The sequence below is a fragment of the Brevundimonas sp. SL161 genome, assembly GCF_049896985.1.
In the GTDB taxonomy this organism is placed as follows: Bacteria; Pseudomonadota; Alphaproteobacteria; order Caulobacterales; family Caulobacteraceae; genus Brevundimonas.
This window is the reverse complement of the sequence record NZ_JAFCVJ010000016.1, coordinates 14,937-32,298: the sequence shown is the minus strand read 5'-3', so window position 1 is coordinate 32,298 and position 17,362 is coordinate 14,937. Positions and strand designations below refer to the sequence as shown.

Below are 17,362 nucleotides of genomic sequence, written 5' to 3'. Positions count from 1 at the left end.
ACCCGGTCTCCGCTGCGCTTCAACCACCCTCCCCCAAGTGGGAGGGAAAGAGTTGCGCGGGAACATCCGTGTCCCGCATACGCTTTCCCGATCATGAGCGTCGCCTTCACGCGCGAGGAGGATCTGGAGGCCACGGCCGCCGATCTGCCGGACCGCCCCATCTCCACCCATCCCAATCTGGTGACGCCTGCGGGCCTCGCCGCCATTGAGGATGCACTGGCGTCGGCGAGGGCCGCCTATGCCTCGGCCCAGGCGTCGGGGTCGATTGAGGCGGATCGGACGGCGATGGCGCGGGCGACACGGGACCTGCGCTACTGGTCCGCACGCCGGGCCAACGCCCAGCTGGTCGAGACCCAGGTCGACGGCCGGGTGCGCTTCGGCGGATCGGTGACCATCGAGCGCGACGACGGGCGGACCCAGACCTGGCGAATCGTCGGCGAGGACGAGGCGGACCCCGCCAACGGTTCCGTCAGCCACGTCTCGCCCCTGACCCGCGCCCTGATCGGCAAGGGCGTCGGTGACGAGGCGATGGTGGCCGGACAGTCTGTGGAAATCATCGCGGTGGACTGAGGCATCTCTCCGTGCACCTGACGAATGTCGGGGTCCAGGACCGCGAAATCTGGCATCCGGGATCAGGCATCACCACTTCTGTTCCCGTTGACGAACGTTTCCATCTGGACCCCGGCCGCAGTTTATCCTGGGGCTGGCTCTAGCCAGACCCGGGGGCAGGGGTGCACGGTGTGCAGGAATGAGCTCTCTGCTCGAAAGGACATCTCTCTTCATGGCCAGAAAACCCAACTACGGCTTCGAACGCATGGAACGCGACAAGGCGGACGCCGAGAAGGCCGCCCGCAAGGCGGCGGCAAAGCTGGCGAAGAAGGAAGCGAAAGCGCGGGGCGAGGACGTCGATCACCCCGACTGGCAACCGCCGGAAGACCAGGCCGTTTAACTCCACGGCCCCGCTTGGGGCTGGGAGGACGGCATGGCGGCGAAGGGCGAGCTCGAGACCTATCAGGCCAGGCGCCGGTTCGAGGAAACGCCCGAGCCCAAAGGTCGCAAAGCCGTCGGCAAGAAGGCCGCGCCCCGCCGCTATCTGATCCAGAGGCATGCGGCGACGCGGCTTCATTATGACTTCCGCATCGAGATCGACGGGGTCCTGAAGTCGTGGGCGGTGACCCGGGCGCCGTCGCGCGATGTCTCGGTCAAACGTCTGGCGGTCGAGGTCGAGGACCATCCGCTGGACTACGGCGGCTTCGAGGGCACCATCCCCGCCGGAAACTACGGGAGCGGCACGGTGCAGATGTGGGACCAGGGAACCTGGGAGCCGCACGAGCCGGACCTCGATGAGGCTTTCCGCAAGGGCCAGATCAAGATGGTCCTGCACGGCGAGCGGCTGGCCGGAAAATGGGCGCTGATCCGGCTGAAGTCCGATCGCGGCAAGCCGTCCAAACGATCGAACTGGCTGCTGATCAAGGAGAAGGACGCGTTCGCCGTGGCCGGCGAGGGCGACGCCCTGATGGAGATCGACGCCTCGGCCACCACCGGCCGGTCGCTGGCGGAGATCGCCGGGGGCAAGACCGAGTGGGTCTCGTCGAAGAAGACCGGCCAGAAGGCGCCGCCGAGGCCGAAGGCGTCAAAGGCCCTCGCCAGCACGGCGACCAGGCCGCCAGCCTTCACGCCGATCCAGCTGTGCAAGGTCGTCGATCATCCGCCGCCGGGCCCCGGCTGGGTGCACGAGATCAAGTTCGACGGCTATCGGATGCAGTTCGGGATCGGCGGCGGCAAGGCAAAGCTGCGGACCCGCTCGGGCCTCGACTGGACGGCGAAATTCCCCAACCAGGCGGCCGATGCGGCGCAATGGCCGGACGCGGTGGTGGACGGGGAGCTGTGCGCCCTGGCCGAGGACCACAGGCCAGACTTTTCGGCATTGCAGGCCGCGATCTCGGACGGGGAGACTGGCGGGCTGATCTATTTCGCCTTCGACCTGCTGTTCGAGGGCGACGACGACCTGCGCACCCTGCCCCTGTCGCATCGCAAGGCGCGGCTGCTGGCCTATATGGACCGGATTCAGAAAGGGGCGCGGTCGCGGGTTCGCTATGTCGAGCATTTCGCCTCGACCGGCCAGGCGGTGCTGGAGAGCGCCTGTCGGATGGATCTGGAAGGGGTGATCTCCAAGAGGCTGGGCGCGCCGTATTCGGCCGGGCGGTCGACGACCTGGGTCAAGTCCAAATGCCGGGGCCGCGACGAGGTGGTCATCGGCGGCTGGACCTCGGAGGGGTCGCGGTTTCGATCATTGATTGTCGGCGTTCAGGACATCGATGCGCAGGCGGGCGATGGGTTGAGGCCTCTGGGCCGGGTCGGGACCGGCTATAGTCAATCATTGCTCAAGACCTTGTTGCCGGCGCTGAAGGCAGCAGCAGCGGACAGGTCGCCCTTCGTCGGCAAGGGGGCGCCGCGTGGCGGGCCGGGGATCAACTGGGTCAGGCCCGTGCTGGTCGCGGAGATCGAACACGGCGGCTACACCGACTCGGGCTCGCTGAGGCAGGCAGCGTTCAAGGGGCTTCGTGAGGACAAGCCGGCGACCGAGGTCGATACGGCGCCGCAGGAGGCCGCAATGCCCGCGAAACCCTCCGGCAAGGCGCGGGCGGCGGTCGCGGGCCTGACCATCTCCAATCCCGACAGGGCGCTGTGGCCCGCCGCGGATGGCCATCCGGCGATCACCAAGCTTGAGCTGGTCCAGTTCTATGAGGCGGCGGCGGAGCGGATCCTGCCCCATGTCGCCGACCGGCCCGTGTCGATCATCCGCGCGCCCGAGGGGATCGGCGGCGAGGTCTTCTTCCAGCGTCACGCCATGCCGGGCTCGAACCCACGGCTGAAGCTGATCGATGTGAAGGAGCGCAAACCCTATGTCGGGGTCGTCGACGTCGGCGGTCTGGTCGCTATCGGCCAGTCGGGCGGTCTGGAGCTGCACCCCTGGGGCTGCGCGCCGGGCGACCCGGAGACGCCGGACCAGATCACCTTCGACCTCGATCCCGACGAGGGACTGGATTTCGACGATGTGATCGCGGCGGCCAGGACGATGAAGACGCGACTGGAGGGGCTCGGGCTCAATCCGTTCTGCAAGACCACCGGCGGCAAGGGGCTGCACGTGGTCGTGCCGATCAAGGCGGACGCCAGGAGCCGGATTGAGCGGGACCAGTGCAAGGCCTTCGCCAGGGCCGTGTCGGAACAGGTCCGGCTGGATGCGCCGGATCGGTTCACCACGACCCTGGCCAAGAAGGCGCGGGGCGGAAAGATCTTCCTCGACTATCTGCGCAACGGCCGGATGGCGACGGCGGTCGCGCCCTGGTCGCCGCGCGCCCGTCCGGGGGCGGGGATCGCGTTTCCGCTGAGCTGGGGGCAGGTGAAATCGGGGCTGGACCCGAAGGCGTTCAACCTGAGGACCTGGCCGGCGCTGCTGAAGAAGCCGGACCCGTGGGCCGGGTTCAGGGCGGGGGCAGTGAGTTTGAAGCCGGTGCTGAAGAGGGTGCTCTGACGTCTTTCGTCATCCCCCGGTCTGCGCCGCGAAGGCGCGGCTTGCCGGAGGATGACGAAAGAGAGCTAGGCGAACTCCGCCTCGAGATCCGACAGTCTCGCCGCCTGATCCTCGGCGATCAGGGCGTTGAGCAGCGGATCGAGGTCGCCCTCCAAGATCTGGGGCAGGCTGTGCAGGGTCAGGTTGATGCGGTGGTCGCTGACCCGCCCTTGCGGATAGTTGTAGGTGCGGATGCGCTCCGACCGGTCGCCCGACCCGACCTGGGACTTGCGGGCGTCGGAGCGGGCGTTGTCCTTCATCTGGCGCTGCTGGTCGTAGAGGCGGACGCGCAGGTTCTTCATCGCCTTGTCGCGGTTGACGTGCTGCGACTTCTCCGAAGATGTCACCACGATCCCGGACGGGAAGTGGGTGATGCGGACGGCGGAATCGGTCTTGTTGACGTGCTGGCCGCCCGAGCCGGAGGCGCGGAAGGTGTCGATGCGGATGTCCTTGTCCTGGATGTCGATCTCGACGTCCTCGACCTCGGGCAGGACGGCGACCGTGGCGGCCGAGGTGTGGATGCGGCCCTGGGTCTCCGTCTGCGGCACGCGCTGGACCCGGTGGACGCCGCTCTCGAACTTCAGTCGTCCGAACACGCCGTCGCCGGTGACGGTGGCGATGATCTCCTTGTAGCCGCCGGCTTCACCCTCGGTGGCGCTGTCCAGCTCGACGCGCCAGCCGCGCGTGGAGGCGTAGCGCGAATACATGCGGAACAGGTCGCCGGCGAAAATGGCGGCCTCGTCCCCGCCGGTGCCGGCGCGCACTTCCAGCACGGCCGAGGCGTTCTCGTCGGCGTCGCGCGGGGCCAGCAGCAGGGCGACGTCGCGCTCCATGTCCGGCAGGGTGTCCTTGAGGACCTGCAGCTCATCGGCGGCCATGTCGGCCATTTCCGGGTCAGCGGCCATGGCCTCGAGGTCGGCCATCTCGGCCCGAGTCTTCGCCAGCGCCATGACGGCATCGGCGACCGGCTTCATCTCGGCGTGCTCCTTCGACAGGCGCACGATCTCCTGGCCGTCGGTGGCCGCACCCATGCGGGCCTCCACCTGATGAAAGCGGTCCAGGACCTGGTCGAGCTTGGACTGGGGCAGGCGCAAGGGCGGGGTATCCATCGGCGGAAGCGAGGCGCGGTCTTACTCCGTCGGGCCTCGCCGTGTCGATGCGCGTGCGTGTCCCGGGCCGTTCACGCACGGTTATGACCGCTGTGTGCGGCGGGCGTCGGCCTCACAACGGTTACGCACGGACGCCCGGATGGCCCGGGTCTCCGCCTTGCCCGCGGGTGCCAGGCCCTCTCCCCGCAGGGGGAGAGGGACCGGGTCGGTCAAGCCAGCGAGGGCTCGATATCCTTGCAGGCCTGCAGCAGACCCTGGACCGAAGCGACCGACTTCTCGAACATCGCCTTTTCCTCGTCGTTGGTGGTGAACTCGACGATCTTCTCGACGCCGTTCGCGCCGATCAGGGCCGGCACGCCCACATAGAGGTCCTTGAGGCCATATTCGCCCGACAGCCAGACGGCGCAGGGCAGGACGCGCTTCTGGTCCAGCAGATAGGACTTGGCCATGGCGATGGCCGATTCCGCCGGGGCGTAGAAGGCCGAGCCGGTCTTGAGAAGGGCGACGATCTCGCCGCCGCCCTTGCGGGTGCGGGTGACGATGGCGTCCAGATCGGCCTGCGACAGGAAGCCGGCCGAAACCGCGTCGGGCAGGGGCAGACCGCCGATGGTCGAGTGACGCACCATCGGCACCATGTCATCGCCGTGGCCGCCCAGGGTCCAGGCGTGGATGTCCTGTACCGAGACGCCGGTCTTTTCCGACAGGAAGTAGGCGAAACGGGCCGAGTCCAGCACGCCGGCCATGCCGACGACCTTCTCGTGCGGCAGACCTGAGAATTTCTGCAGGGCCCAGACCATGGCGTCGAGCGGGTTGGTGATGCAGATGACGAAGGCGTTCGGGGCGTGGGCCTTGATGCCCTCGCCGACGGCCTTCATGACCTTCAGGTTGATGGAGACCAGGTCGTCACGGCTCATGCCGTCCTTGCGGGGCACGCCGGCGGTGACGATGCAGACGTCCGCGCCCGCGATTTCCGAATAGGCGTTGGCGCCCTTCAGCGAGACCGAGGAGCCGAACACAGCGGTGGCCTCGGCGATGTCGAGCGCCTTGCCCTGGGGCGTGCCCTCGGCGATGTCGAACAGGATCACGTCGCCCAGGGCTTCGCGCGCGGCCACGTGGGCCAGGGTGCCGCCGATCATACCGGCGCCGATGAGGGCGATCTTCGCGCGAGCCATGGAGTTCTCCGTCAGGGGCTTGTCATGGGCCGGCCGCGCTGAGCGCGACTTGAGGCCGGGTTGTGCAGTGCGATGTCAGAAACCGTCGGGCGGCGGTCTAGACCCGGTGCGGCATGGTCGCAAGCGGGGAAGCGGGGGTTTACCGGCGGCGGGCGTCCTGCGACGGTCGCCGCCTCACAGACGAGGAGCCGACACCGATGCGCGCACAGTTCGCCGCCGCCCTTCTGTTATCCGCCGTCGCCGCGCCCGCAATGGCCCAGACGCCCCCCGCCACCATCGGCCAGCAGTATGTCCCCGCCCCCTGGTGGATGCGCGATCCGGTCATCGCCTCGATCGGCTACGTCCGGGTCGAGCTCCAGGCCAACCGCGCCGGCTTCAACGCCACCTTCGAGGTCGTGGACCGAAGCGTCGCCGAGGCGTCGAGGAAGGCCGCCGACCAGGTCCGCGCCCTGTCACAGACCTTGGCCGCCTATGGCGTTGAAAAAGTCCGCGTCGAGACCAGCCTGACGACTCAGCCCCTCTACGATCAGTATCGCGACGAGAACGGGATCCTGCGCGACAACACCCGCGCCGACCGCATCGAACGCTATCAGGCCCAGGCCACCGTCAGCCTGTCGGTCCGCGACACGGCCCTGCTGGAGCGGATCTACGCGACCGTGGTCGCCTCCCAGCCCAACTCCATCAGCCAGGTCTATTTCAGCCTGGAGCCCGACAATGTCGCCAAGTCCAACCTCGCCCGCGAGGCCGTGCGCGACGCCGCCAACCGGGCGCGCGCGGCCGCCGAGAGCGCCGGCGCGACCCTCGGCTCGGTGCGGGTCATCGATCCGACCGGCCGCGCCTGCCAGACCGACGTCCTCGCCGGCTGGCCGTCCTATGGCTCGGGCGCGTCACAGGCCACGACGGTGGACGAAATCGTCGTTACCGGCAGCCGAAACCGCGCCGAAATGGCCATGGCGCCGCCCCCGCCGCCACCCGCCCCCATGGCCGGCGGCGCGCCCAGCGAAGCCCAGATAGAGGCGGCGCGACTGGCGCTTCAGCCCCCGCTCCAGGTCCTGACCGACCAGGCCTGCGTGGTCTACGGCCTCAACTAGTGGCGGCGTTCGTCGTCGACCCGGCCTTCGCGGCCGGGTCCGTCTTCGCCGCCGACTGGCCCCTGTGTCATGTCCGGCTGCAGGACGACGCCCGTTTCCCATGGCTGATCCTGATCCCCCGGGTCGCGGGCGCGACCGAGCTGGAGCATCTCCCGGTCTCCGATCGCGCAGTCCTGATGGAGGAGACGATCCGGGCCGGCGCGATCGTCCGCGCCCTGGCCGGGGCGGCGGGAAAGCCCATCGCCAAGCTGAACGTCGCCGCCCTCGGCAACGTCACCGCCCAGCTGCACCTGCATGTCGTCGGCCGCCGCCGCGACGACGGCCTGTGGCCGGATCCTGTCTGGGGTCGGGGTCCGGCTGAACCCTACGATCCGGCCGCGAGAGCCCGCGCTCTCGGTCTGATCGATCTCGCATAAGATTTCCGTGCATCCCCGCGAAGGCGGGGACCCCGGTTTTGGCTGCACCTCGGTGCGCGGGATCACGGTCAACGCGCACCTGGCGCCCCCTGTTGCCCACAGCACTGGGTCCCCGCCTTCGCGGGGATGCACGGGGTTGGGCTGAATCAGCGAACGAGCGTAACGGGCCATTCGCGGTCGCCGCGCGCCAACACGCCGCTCCAGCCTTCGCCCGCAGACTGCAGCGACAGTCGTCCGCCGCCCATCTCCAGCACCAGAACGCCCGCCGACCGTTCCGCCGTCGTCAGGGGTCCGACCTCGGCCGTGGCGTCGGCGGTGCGATAGCCGCCCTCCAGCGGCCTGGTCTCGCCCTGGTCCATCAGGGACACGGTCATCAGCGTCCGCCCCTCGCCGTCCTTCAGCAGCCAGCGCCCGTCCAGCGGCCCCATGCGCGCGTCCATGCTGCGCTCGGCGTTGTTGACTCCAGCATCGTAGGCATTGTCCGCCCGCGAGGGCGCATGCTCGTAGCTGCGGCGGTAGGCCTCGACCGAGACCGGGGCCGTAATGACGCGAAGGCGGGTATCGCCCCCGCCGTCGCCTTCCTCCGTGACACGGCCGAAATTCGACGGTGGCTCGAAAGGTCGCACCACCGGCGCCTGATAGACCTGGGCCGTATAGGCCACGGGCGCCGACTGCCCCGTCACTGCAGCGGAGGAAACGGCGAGCGAAATCAGTGCGAAAACGACCATGGGGGGCAGCTTGTCGTCTCGCGGAGGCGATGGCCAGCGCCGACGTGCGACACGCGAAATCGTGATCGGCCCCCCGCAGTGCGGGATGAGGGTGCCGGCAAGCCCGTTTTGCACTGCACCCTCGCGTTGACACCGGCCTGCCACCGTCCGTAAAGCCAGTGCCACTCACGCTTGACGCCTGTTCCGTCTCAGTTTTTTGAGAACCATTCGCATGTCGAACCCTACCGGCGACGCGGCCGACGACCAGACCGGTCGCTTCGTCCCCCAGCCCAACGGCCGCCCACGTCCCCTGTCTCCGCATCTGCAGACCTGGCGCTGGCACATCACCATGACGGCCTCGATCCTATTCCGCGTCACCATCGGCGCGGCCAGCGTCGGCGCGATCTTCGTCGTCGCCTGGATCGCTGCCGCCGCCTTCGGACCGGAGGCCTATGCCGCCGCTCTCGATCTGGCGGGCTCGCCCCTGGGCCTGTTCGTCGGCTTCGGCCTGACGGTGGCGCTGGCCTCGCTCCTGCTGAACGGCGGTCGCCACCTGATCAACGACACCGGCGCCGGCCTGACGATCACGTCCGCCGACCGGCTGTCCTCGATCGCCGTCTACGGCCCCGTCCCCCTGGCCATCCTGTTCTGGGTCGCCCTGTTCGCCACCGGAAGGGTTTCGCTGTGAGCGCCCAGGCCCAGTACAAGAACGGCGTCCGGGTCTCCGAGCGCCACGGCGCCGGGGAATGGACCCTGGAAAAGATCCTGCTGGCCCTGATGATGCCGCTCGGCGTCTGGCTGCTGTCGACCGCCTTCACCCTGGCCGGCGCCGGATACGACGTCGTCCTCCAGTGGTTCGCCAGCCGGCTGAACGCAGGGCTGCTGATCGTCACGGCCCTGGTCTTCTTCGGTTTCGCCAGCCTGGCCTGGAAGGTGATCGTCGAGGACTACATCCACCGTCCGGGGAACAAGGCCCTGCTGCTGGGCCTGCTGAACCTGATCTTCCTCGCGCTGGCTGCCGCCAGCGTCTTCTTCATCGTGCGGCTGGCGCTGGGTTCGGCGCCGCTGCCGGCCGGTTTCGGGATCTGATCGAAAAAAATGGCTGACTATCAAATCGTCGATCACGAATACGACGTCGTCGTCGTCGGCGCCGGGGGCTCGGGCCTACGCGCGGCCCTCGGGGCGGCGCAGCAGGGACTCAAGGTCGCCTGCGTCACCAAGGTCTTCCCGACCCGCTCCCACACCGTGGCGGCCCAGGGCGGCATCTCCGCCGCGCTCGGCAACATGGGCGAGGATTCCTGGAAGTGGCACATGTACGACACCGTCAAGGGGTCGGACTGGCTGGGTGACCAGGACGCCATCGAATATCTGGTCCGCGAGGCCCCCAAGGCCGTCTACGAACTGGAACACTGGGGCGTGCCCTTCTCGCGCACCGACGAAGGCAAGATCTATCAGCGCGCCTTCGGCGGCATGACGAAGAACTACGGCGAGGGCCCGGTCCAGCGGACCTGCGCCGCCGCCGACCGCACCGGACACGCCATCCTCCACACCCTCTACGGCCAGTCGGTGCGCCGCGAGGTCGAGTTCTTCATCGAGTATTTCGCCCTCGACCTGATCATGCAGGACGGCAAATGCACGGGCGTCACGGCCTGGAAGCTCGACGACGGCACCATCCACCAGTTCCGCGCCAAGCTCGTCATCCTGGCCACCGGCGGCTACGGCCGCGCCTATTTCTCGGCCACCTCGGCCCACACCTGCACGGGTGATGGGAATGCGATGGTCCTGCGCGCCGGCCTGCCGCTGCAGGACATGGAGTTCGTCCAGTTCCACCCGACCGGCATCTACGGCGCCGGCTGTCTGATCACCGAGGGCGCCCGGGGCGAGGGCGGTTACCTGACCAACTCCGAGGGCGAGCGGTTCATGGAACGCTACGCCCCGTCGGCCAAGGATCTGGCCTCACGCGACGTCGTCAGCCGCTCCATGACGATGGAGATCCGCGAGGGTCGCGGCGTCGGTCCGAACAAGGACCACATCAACCTGCACCTGGATCACCTCGACCCGGCGGTGCTGCACGAGCGCCTGCCGGGCATCTCCGAGAGCGCCAAGATCTTCGCCGGCGTCGATGTCACCAAGGAGCCGATCCCGGTCATCCCGACCGTCCACTACAATATGGGCGGCATCCCCACCAACTATCACGGCGAGGTCCTGACCAAGGTCGGCGACAACGCCGACACCGTGGTCCCGGGCCTGATGGCCGTGGGCGAGGCGGCCTGCGTCTCGGTCCACGGCGCCAACCGTCTGGGCTCCAACAGCCTGACCGACCTGGTCGTCTTCGGACGCGCCGCCGGCCTTCGGGCTGGTGAGGTGGTCGACAAGGCCGCCCCGGTCCCCGCTGCCCCGGCCTCGGCCACCGCCGGACATCTGGCCCGCCTCGACCGCTTCCGCTTCGCCAACGGCTCCCAGTCGACGGCGAAACTGCGCAACGAGATGCAGCACGCCATGCAGTCCGACGCGGCCGTGTTCCGCACCGGCGAGACCCTGGACGGAGGCGTCGCCAGGCTGCGCGACATCGCCGCCCGCTCGGCTGACATCAAGACCACCGATCGCGGCATGATCTGGAATACGGATCTGGTCGAGGCGCTGGAATACGACAACCTGATCGACCAGGCCCTGGTCACGATCGAGAGCGCGGCCAACCGCAAGGAAAGCCGGGGCGCCCACGCTCGCGAGGACTTCCCCGACCGTCACGACGACGAATGGATGAAGCACACCCTGGCCTGGAAGAGGCCCGGCGAGGACGTCGCGATCGACTACCGACCGGTCCACACCTACACGATGTCGTCCGACATCGAGTACATCAAGCCCAAGGCGAGGGTTTACTGAGATGGTTCAACTCACCCTCCCGCGCGGCTCCGCCCCGACCAAGGGCAAGGTCCACAAGGCTCCCAACGGCGCCAGGAACGTCAAGACCTACAAGGTCTATCGCTATGACCCCAACGTCGACGCCAACCCCTCGTGGGACGTCTTCGAGGTCTCGGCCGACGACCACGGCCCGATGCTGCTGGACGCCCTGATCCACATCAAGAACGAGATCGACCCGACCCTGTCGTTCCGGCGCTCGTGCCGCGAGGGCATCTGCGGCTCCTGCTCGATGAACATCGACGGCCGCAACACCCTGGCCTGCACCAAGGGCTGGGACGAATGCTCGTCCTCGACCATCGCCATCGGCCCCCTGCCGCACCAGGCCGTGATCAAGGATCTGGTGACGGACCTGACCCTGTTCTACGCCCAGTACGACTCGATCAAGCCCTACCTCCAGTCCGACGATCCGGATCCCACCACCGAGCGTCTGCAGTCGCCCGAGGACCGCGCGAAGCTCGACGGCCTCTACGAATGCATCCTGTGCGCCTGCTGCTCGACCTCCTGCCCCAGCTACTGGTGGAACCAGACCGAGTACCTGGGTCCCGCGGCCCTGCTTCAGTCCTATCGCTGGATTTCCGACAGCCGCGACGACAAGACCCAGGAGCGGCTCGACGACCTCGAGGACCCGTTCAAGCTCTACCGCTGCCACACGATCATGAACTGCGCCCAGGTCTGCCCCAAGGGCCTGAACCCGGCCAAGGCCATCGCCGAGACCAAGAAGCTGATGATCGCCCCGGGACGCAAGAAGCAGGCGGCCTGATCCTTGGCCAGAATTAGATACATCGAGCACGACGGCCGCGAACATGCCGTGGAGGTCAAGTCGGGCCTCTCCGTCATGGAGGGGGCGGTCCGCAACAGTGTGCCCGGCATTGACGCCGACTGCGGCGGGGCCTGCGCCTGCGCCACCTGCCACGTCTATGTCGACGAGGCCTGGCGCGAGGCGACCGGCAAGCCCTCGGCCATGGAAGAGTCGATGCTCGACTTCGCCGAGGCGGTGGAGCCCAACTCGCGCCTGTCGTGCCAGATCCGCGTCTCCGACGCCCTCGACGGCCTGATCGTGCGCCTGCCGGCCAACCAGCACTGACCCCAGAGTCTGGCATCGTCGAACCCCGGCTGATCCTGGCCGTGGACGATCTGATCCGCCGCCACGCGCGGCCGGGCCACCTCCCCCTGATCGCCATCGCGGGCGCCCAGGGGAGCGGCAAGAGCACCCTGGCGGCCGAGGCGGCGACGCGCCTGTCCTGCGCCGCCCTGTCCCTCGACGACGTCTATCTGACCCGCGCCGAGCGCGCCGACCTCGCCGCCCGCGTCCACCCCCTGTTCGCTGTCCGGGGTCCGCCCGGCACCCATGACCTCGACCTGCTGGATCAGACCCTGGCCCGCCTGCGCGCCGCCGGGCCAGGGGACAGCACGGCGATTCCCGCCTTCGACAAGCTCGCGGACGACCGCCGGGCCGAGGCGGACTGGCCCGTCTTCACCGGCCGGGCCCGCGCTGTCCTGCTGGAAGGCTGGTGCCTCGGCGCGACGCCTCAGGACGAGCCCGAACTGGCCGTCCCGATCAATGACCTCGAGCGGATCGACGACCCGGACGCCGTCTGGCGCCGCGCGATCAACCATTCACTGGCGACCCGTTACGCCCGCCTGTTCGCCACCTTCGACGCCCTGCTGTTCCTCAAGGCCCCGACCTTCGACCGCATCCTCGACTGGCGGGTCGAACAGGAGGCGGGATTGCTCGGCATCCGTCCTGCCGCCGTGCCAGAGGCCCGCCGCACCGAACTGGCCCGCTTCATCCAGGCCTTCGAGCGCATCACCCGCCATATGCTGGCCGGCGGCGTCACGGCGGACAGCGTCATCGAACTGGACGAAGACCGCGCCGTGCTTCACATCCGGGACCATGGCGGCACCTGAAGCGCCCGCCGCGCGTTGAGTACCGTGGCCTTGACCCAACCCATCGACCGTCGCCTCCAGCCCCGCTCGCCCACGAACGCGCGCGCCGTCCTGGTCGCGCCCGGGATCGAGATGGCCTGCGTGATTGTCGACACCTCGGCGGGCGGCCTCAAGGTCCGAACCGACCGTCAGCTTTCCCTGCCCGCCCGCGTCACCATTGTGGACGTTGCGGCGGGCCTCGCCACCGAGGCGGACGTCGCCTGGCGCAAGGGCGCGGAGGCCGGGCTCACGCTCAAGGGCCAGTCCGCCCTGCGCGGCCTCGTTCCCTCCCGCCTGCTCCCCGCCCGCGAAGCGTGGATCCGCGCCGGCGGGCGCTGACACTCGCCCGGCGGCGCTCAACATTGGCGATCCGTATAGTCGGAGACATGCGGCTCCAAACCGTCGATCACTAGAAACAGGGCTCCAACCACAGGAAGCCCTCACATGAAAACGACCGTTCGCAAATTCCTCCCCGTCGCCTTCGGCGCCCTGGTCCTGACCGCCGTCGGCGGCGCAGCCTTCGCCGCCGTCCAGTATGGAGACGAGGCGGACGAGGTCGCTGCAGCCCGCGCCGCGCCGATCTCCCTGTCCCAGGCCGTTACCGCCGCCGAGACCGCAGCGGTCGGCAAGGCGATCGAGGCGACCCTCGAAATCGACCACACCGGCGCCTACTACGAGGTCTCGGTTGCCACCGAGGTCGACCTGAAGGACGTCATCGTCAGCGCGACCGATGGACGGGTGCTGCAGATCGCCATAGACCGCGACTGAGCATGATGGGCGCGTCACGCCGTTTCGACGGGATTCAGACATGAAGGTTCTCGTCGTCGAGGACGACCCCCGCATCGCCGACTACGTCTGCGATGGCCTGCGTCAGCAGGGTCATGTGGTGGATCACGCCGGCAACGGACGTGCCGCGCTCTTTCTCGCGCTCGAGCCGGGACATGACGTCCTGGTGGTCGACCGGATGCTGCCGGGCATGGATGGCCTGGCGGTCGTCCGCGCCCTGCGCGCCTCCGGGTCCGGGGTCCCCATCCTCTTGCTGACCGCCTTGGGCGGCATCGACGATCGGGTGGAGGGCTTGAACGCCGGGGCTGACGACTATCTGGTCAAACCGTTCGCCTTCTCCGAACTGTCGGCGCGCCTCGCCGCCCTCGCCCGCCGCCCGGCCATCTCGGCCCGGCGGCACGAGACGACGCTGAAGGTCGGAACGCTGGAAATGGACCTGCTGCGACGGGCCGTCACGCGCGAGGGACGCCCCATCGAACTTCAGCCGCGCGAGTTCCGCCTCCTGGAGGTGCTGATGCGCCATGCCGGAGAGGTCGTGACCCGCACCATGCTTCTGGAACAGGTGTGGGAATTCCATTTCGACCCCCGAACGAACATCGTCGAGACCCATGTCAGCCGCCTTCGCGGCAAGATCGACCGCGAGTTCGGAGCTCCGATGCTGCACACTGTCCGCGGCGCGGGATACAGCCTGCGTGGCTAGGTCACGCCTGCTCAGCTCCGCGGCGTTCCGGCTGGCGGCCGTCTATGCCGTCATCTTCGCGGTGTCCGCCGCTGGTCTGCTCAGCGCCGTCTATGTCCTGGTCACCCGGTATGACGAGGCGCGCCATCGCCAGATCGTCCACACCCAGTCGGTCAACCTGCTGCGCGAGGCTGACGAAGACGGGCTGGGGGAAATTCTCGAACACCTGTCGGCCCAGGACGCGGACGATCAGGACCGACCCGACAGTTTCCTTCTGATCGGGCCCGACGGCCGGGTCATGGCCGGTGACGAACGCCTCGCCGACACGCCGCTCGGCCTCTCTGACATCACCCTGATCCAGTCGAACGGCGCCCCCCTGCCGATGATGGCGGTCCGGGCCAATGTGCAGGGCGGTGTCCTGGTCGTGGCCAGCGACACAGGGGACCTGCTCACCCTGCAGCGCGAGATGCGGTGGTCGTTCGCCTGGGCGGGCGGCCTGACCGCGATCCTGGCGATCCTGGGCGGGGCGGCCACCAGTATTCTGTTCCGCAGCCGGATCGGCATGGTCACGCGCACGACGCGACGGATCGTGGGCGGCGAACTGTCCGAGCGGGTATCGGTGTCGCCCAACGACGACGAGTTCGACCGCCTCGCCATGGATGTGAACGCCATGCTGGACCGGATCGAGAGCCTGATGGAGGGCCTGCGGCAGGTCTCCAACGACATCGCGCACGACCTGCGCACGCCCCTGACCCGCCTGCGCCAGCGGCTGGAGACCGTGCGCAACGGACCTCAGGCCATCGCCCTCTATCAGTCCGCGCTGGACGCCGCGGTCGAGGACACCGACGAGATCCTCGCCACCTTCGCCGCCCTGCTGCGCATCGCCCAGATCGAGGCCGGCGCCCGCAAGGCCGGGTTCCAGCGTGTCGACCTCAGTCGCATCGTGGCCAATGTCGCGGAGGCCTTCACCCCTTCCGCCGAGGATCAGGGCCGCCGCCTGACCGCGCGCATTGAACCGGATCGGTCGGTCTCCGGCGACCCGGAGCTGCTGACCCAGCTGATCTCCAACCTGATCGAGAACGCCCTGAGCCACACGCCGGAGGGCACGCCGATCGAGGTCGCCCTGACGTCCCTGGGCGATCGCGTCGACGTCGTGGTCTCTGATCGCGGACCGGGCGTGCCCGAGGCGGCGCGCGACAAGGTCTTCCGTCGCTTCTATCGGGGCGACGCCAGCCGGACGTCGCAGGGCAATGGCCTGGGTCTGGCCCTGGTCGCTGCCATCGCCGACCTTCACGGCATGAGCATCGCTCTGGGGGATGCGCAGCCCGGCCTGACCGTGCGCCTGTCGCTGCGTCGCGCGCCGGAGGCGGCTCTCTAGTCGATCCTCGGCATCGTCCCGGCGTTGATCGCGATCCGCCCGATCAACCCCTTCACGATCAGGTCCAGCGGCTGGCCCTCGCGATAGTCGGCGGCGGCGACGAAATTGACCCGGTCCTCAGAGATCAACGAATAGATCTTCTTCTGATCCTTCTCCGAGTTCCGGGGATCATAGACGGCGATCGAGAAGCCGCCCTTGGTGTGCATCATCTTCATGGTCGGCACGTCGGTGTCGCCGTCGCCGAGGAAGATCATCCGCTCGAACGGAATGGCCCGGTCCTCGTCGGCAGTGAACCGGTTGATCCGCTCGTGGTCCCAGTGGTTCAGGACGCCCTTGTTGATGCGGAACAGATACTGGGTCTTGGTCGTGTAATTGACCCCCACCGCCGGCCAGATCGCCACCCCGTGGTCGTCATAGGCGAATTTCGACGCGAAGACGTGGTGGAAGGCGTCGCGGATCGGACAGCCGTCGATCATCTCCTCCAGACCCGCCGAGATGATGTAGTGTTCGATCTCCAGCCCGTATTTCGCGCCGATGGCGTCAATCCGCTCGAACCAGCCCTTGCCGGTCAGGTCCGACTTCAGCCCGTCGAACAGCTTCACGTCCTGGCCGTGCTCGGCAAGCAGCTTTTTGGTGATCGGCTGGTCGCTGTGCCGCGCCCGCTGCAGCATCAGCTGCATATACATCAGGATGTTGTCGCCATCGGCCGACTTGGTCAGCCGGTCCGCCTCGCCCCAGAAGTCGCCGATCCCCATCCCCACCGAGGGAATGAAAGTGACCTCCTGCATATTCCCCCGCGCCAGGGTCCCGTCGAAATCATAGATCAGGGCGGTCTTGAGGAGCTTCGTCATGCCCGGTCCTTTATTCCGCCGCCTATCACCGCGCCAGCGGGGGCGAAGATGACCAATCCTTAAATAGCCATCCCTGCGACCTCTGTCATAGTCAGTTGTCGCTACGGAGCTTCCCATGTCGCCGAAGACGCTTTCCGTCCGCCCCCTGACCACCGCTGGGATCGTCGCCACCCTCCTGTGCGGCGTGGCGATCCACGCTTCCGCCCAGACGTCCCGACCAGAGCCCGCGACCTTGCCGGCCTCCGGAGCATGGGTGTTGGACGCCGCGCGCACCGGGGATGTCCGCGCAGCCGAGGTCTTCATCGCCCACGGTGCCGACGTCGATGCGGGCCGCGAGCACGACGGCACGCCACTGATCATGGCCGCCCGCAACGGCGACCTGACCATGGCCCGCTTTTTGATCGAACATGGCGCCGAGATCGACCGTCCAATGAAGGGCGATGGCAACCCCCTGATCGCCGCTGCGGCCAGCGGCCATATCGAGATGGCGGACTATCTGATCGGCCTCGGCGCCGACGTGAACGCGATTGTCCCGGACGACGAGACGCCCCTAATCAACGCCGCCCGCGAGGGTCATCTGTCGGTCGTCCAGCGGCTCGTCGCGGCCGGCGCCGACGTCAACCTGGCGGTGCCGGTCACTCTCGCTTCGGGTGGCACGGAAGTCCGATCGCCGATCAGCCAGGCGCGCCGCTATCGACACGCCGATGTCGCTGCCTGGCTGATCGACCACGGCGCCCGCAGCTAGGGCGGT

At 68.2% G+C, this 17,362-nt stretch carries 20 protein-coding genes; 16 read left to right on the top strand and 4 right to left on the bottom strand.

Annotated elements, in window-relative coordinates:
* Positions 1 to 93: 93 nt before the first annotated feature.
* From greA to ligD, 3 genes are all read left to right on the top strand, one after another.
* Entirely contained in the window at positions 94 to 570 is a 477-nt protein-coding gene (greA, locus tag ACP7AU_RS11965) for a transcription elongation factor GreA (protein WP_426038620.1), read from the top strand.
* 211 nt (positions 571 to 781) lie between these two features.
* Complete coding sequence (locus ACP7AU_RS11960; protein WP_425990210.1) at positions 782 to 949, top strand: hypothetical protein; 168 nt, start codon at positions 782 to 784, stop codon at positions 947 to 949.
* A gap of 33 nt (positions 950 to 982) precedes the next feature.
* On the top strand, positions 983 to 3,535 hold the full coding sequence (gene ligD / locus ACP7AU_RS11955) for a DNA ligase D (RefSeq protein WP_426051530.1): 2,553 nt from the start codon (positions 983 to 985) through the stop codon (positions 3,533 to 3,535).
* A 65-nt stretch (positions 3,536 to 3,600) separates the two neighbouring features.
* Here ligD and prfA read toward each other — a convergent pair whose 3' ends face one another.
* Positions 3,601 to 4,668, bottom strand: coding sequence for a peptide chain release factor 1 (gene prfA, locus ACP7AU_RS11950; RefSeq protein WP_426038618.1), 1,068 nt, complete (start codon positions 4,666 to 4,668; stop codon positions 3,601 to 3,603).
* A 224-nt stretch (positions 4,669 to 4,892) separates the two neighbouring features.
* Positions 4,893 to 5,855: a malate dehydrogenase gene (mdh, locus tag ACP7AU_RS11945; RefSeq protein ID WP_303694706.1), complete on the bottom strand. Its 963-nt coding sequence runs from the start codon at positions 5,853 to 5,855 to the stop codon at positions 4,893 to 4,895.
* A gap of 197 nt (positions 5,856 to 6,052) precedes the next feature.
* Between mdh and ACP7AU_RS11940 the strand changes: the two genes are divergently transcribed.
* A complete protein-coding gene (locus ACP7AU_RS11940; RefSeq protein WP_426038617.1) occupies positions 6,053 to 6,946 on the top strand; it encodes an SIMPL domain-containing protein in 894 nt (297 codons plus the stop codon).
* Entirely contained in the window at positions 6,946 to 7,362 is a 417-nt protein-coding gene (locus ACP7AU_RS11935; RefSeq protein WP_426038616.1) for an HIT domain-containing protein, read from the top strand. The genes ACP7AU_RS11940 and ACP7AU_RS11935 overlap by 1 nt, the downstream gene beginning before the upstream one ends.
* A gap of 146 nt (positions 7,363 to 7,508) precedes the next feature.
* On the opposite strand, the gene ACP7AU_RS11930 is transcribed toward ACP7AU_RS11935, so the two are convergent.
* On the bottom strand, positions 7,509 to 8,090 hold the full coding sequence (locus tag ACP7AU_RS11930) for a hypothetical protein (protein WP_426038615.1): 582 nt from the start codon (positions 8,088 to 8,090) through the stop codon (positions 7,509 to 7,511).
* A 211-nt stretch (positions 8,091 to 8,301) separates the two neighbouring features.
* On the opposite strand from ACP7AU_RS11930, the gene sdhC reads away from it, so the two are divergent.
* The 10 genes from sdhC to ACP7AU_RS11880 all read left to right on the top strand — a co-directional run bounded on the left by sdhC (position 8,302) and on the right by ACP7AU_RS11880 (position 15,760).
* On the top strand, positions 8,302 to 8,757 hold the full coding sequence (sdhC, locus tag ACP7AU_RS11925; protein WP_426038614.1) for a succinate dehydrogenase, cytochrome b556 subunit: 456 nt from the start codon (positions 8,302 to 8,304) through the stop codon (positions 8,755 to 8,757).
* Positions 8,754 to 9,158: a succinate dehydrogenase, hydrophobic membrane anchor protein gene (gene sdhD / locus ACP7AU_RS11920; RefSeq protein WP_426038613.1), complete on the top strand. Its 405-nt coding sequence runs from the start codon at positions 8,754 to 8,756 to the stop codon at positions 9,156 to 9,158. The genes sdhC and sdhD overlap by 4 nt, the downstream gene beginning before the upstream one ends.
* 9 nt (positions 9,159 to 9,167) lie before the next feature.
* Positions 9,168 to 10,952: a succinate dehydrogenase flavoprotein subunit gene (gene sdhA / locus ACP7AU_RS11915; protein WP_426038612.1), complete on the top strand. Its 1,785-nt coding sequence runs from the start codon at positions 9,168 to 9,170 to the stop codon at positions 10,950 to 10,952.
* A 1-nt stretch (position 10,953) separates the two neighbouring features.
* Complete coding sequence (locus ACP7AU_RS11910) at positions 10,954 to 11,751, top strand: succinate dehydrogenase iron-sulfur subunit (RefSeq protein WP_426038611.1); 798 nt, start codon at positions 10,954 to 10,956, stop codon at positions 11,749 to 11,751.
* Between the two features lie 3 nt (positions 11,752 to 11,754).
* The gene (locus ACP7AU_RS11905) at positions 11,755 to 12,075 is read left to right on the top strand and encodes a 2Fe-2S iron-sulfur cluster-binding protein (protein WP_426038610.1); all 321 of its coding nucleotides are present in this window, start codon (positions 11,755 to 11,757) and stop codon (positions 12,073 to 12,075) included.
* 41 nt (positions 12,076 to 12,116) lie between these two features.
* On the top strand, positions 12,117 to 12,899 hold the full coding sequence (locus ACP7AU_RS11900; RefSeq protein ID WP_426038609.1) for a kinase: 783 nt from the start codon (positions 12,117 to 12,119) through the stop codon (positions 12,897 to 12,899).
* A gap of 24 nt (positions 12,900 to 12,923) precedes the next feature.
* Positions 12,924 to 13,256: a PilZ domain-containing protein gene (locus tag ACP7AU_RS11895; protein WP_426038608.1), complete on the top strand. Its 333-nt coding sequence runs from the start codon at positions 12,924 to 12,926 to the stop codon at positions 13,254 to 13,256.
* A 105-nt stretch (positions 13,257 to 13,361) separates the two neighbouring features.
* Positions 13,362 to 13,685: a PepSY domain-containing protein gene (locus ACP7AU_RS11890; RefSeq protein WP_426051529.1), complete on the top strand. Its 324-nt coding sequence runs from the start codon at positions 13,362 to 13,364 to the stop codon at positions 13,683 to 13,685.
* A 40-nt stretch (positions 13,686 to 13,725) separates the two neighbouring features.
* Positions 13,726 to 14,403 (top strand): response regulator transcription factor, encoded by a 678-nt coding sequence (locus tag ACP7AU_RS11885; RefSeq protein ID WP_426051528.1) that lies wholly within the window; start codon positions 13,726 to 13,728, stop codon positions 14,401 to 14,403.
* Positions 14,396 to 15,760, top strand: a complete 1,365-nt coding sequence (locus ACP7AU_RS11880) for an ATP-binding protein (RefSeq protein ID WP_426051527.1) — start codon at positions 14,396 to 14,398, stop codon at positions 15,758 to 15,760. Before ACP7AU_RS11885 ends, ACP7AU_RS11880 begins: the two co-directional genes overlap by 8 nt.
* Here ACP7AU_RS11880 and ACP7AU_RS11875 read toward each other — a convergent pair.
* Positions 15,757 to 16,611: an HAD family hydrolase gene (locus ACP7AU_RS11875; RefSeq protein ID WP_426038606.1), complete on the bottom strand. Its 855-nt coding sequence runs from the start codon at positions 16,609 to 16,611 to the stop codon at positions 15,757 to 15,759. The genes ACP7AU_RS11880 and ACP7AU_RS11875 overlap by 4 nt on opposite strands.
* A 115-nt stretch (positions 16,612 to 16,726) precedes the next feature.
* Here ACP7AU_RS11875 and ACP7AU_RS11870 point away from each other — a divergent pair, with 115 nt between their 5' ends.
* Entirely contained in the window at positions 16,727 to 17,356 is a 630-nt protein-coding gene (locus tag ACP7AU_RS11870) for an ankyrin repeat domain-containing protein (protein WP_426038605.1), read from the top strand.
* Positions 17,357 to 17,362: the final 6 nt, after the last annotated feature.

Coding starts and splice junctions, on each gene's coding strand:
- ligD (WP_426051530.1), top strand. CDS start 983: ATGGCGGCGAAGGGCGAGCTCGAGACCTATCAGGCCAGGCGCCGGTTC.
- sdhC (WP_426038614.1), top strand. CDS start 8,302: ATGTCGAACCCTACCGGCGACGCGGCCGACGACCAGACCGGTCGCTTC.
- mdh (WP_303694706.1), bottom strand. CDS start 5,855: ATGGCTCGCGCGAAGATCGCCCTCATCGGCGCCGGTATGATCGGCGGC.
- ACP7AU_RS11870 (WP_426038605.1), top strand. CDS start 16,727: ATGTCGCCGAAGACGCTTTCCGTCCGCCCCCTGACCACCGCTGGGATC.
- ACP7AU_RS11940 (WP_426038617.1), top strand. CDS start 6,053: ATGCGCGCACAGTTCGCCGCCGCCCTTCTGTTATCCGCCGTCGCCGCG.
- ACP7AU_RS11960 (WP_425990210.1), top strand. CDS start 782: ATGGCCAGAAAACCCAACTACGGCTTCGAACGCATGGAACGCGACAAG.
- ACP7AU_RS11885 (WP_426051528.1), top strand. CDS start 13,726: ATGAAGGTTCTCGTCGTCGAGGACGACCCCCGCATCGCCGACTACGTC.
- ACP7AU_RS11930 (WP_426038615.1), bottom strand. CDS start 8,090: ATGGTCGTTTTCGCACTGATTTCGCTCGCCGTTTCCTCCGCTGCAGTG.
- ACP7AU_RS11890 (WP_426051529.1), top strand. CDS start 13,362: ATGAAAACGACCGTTCGCAAATTCCTCCCCGTCGCCTTCGGCGCCCTG.
- ACP7AU_RS11910 (WP_426038611.1), top strand. CDS start 10,954: ATGGTTCAACTCACCCTCCCGCGCGGCTCCGCCCCGACCAAGGGCAAG.
- greA (WP_426038620.1), top strand. CDS start 94: ATGAGCGTCGCCTTCACGCGCGAGGAGGATCTGGAGGCCACGGCCGCC.
- ACP7AU_RS11875 (WP_426038606.1), bottom strand. CDS start 16,611: ATGACGAAGCTCCTCAAGACCGCCCTGATCTATGATTTCGACGGGACC.
- sdhA (WP_426038612.1), top strand. CDS start 9,168: ATGGCTGACTATCAAATCGTCGATCACGAATACGACGTCGTCGTCGTC.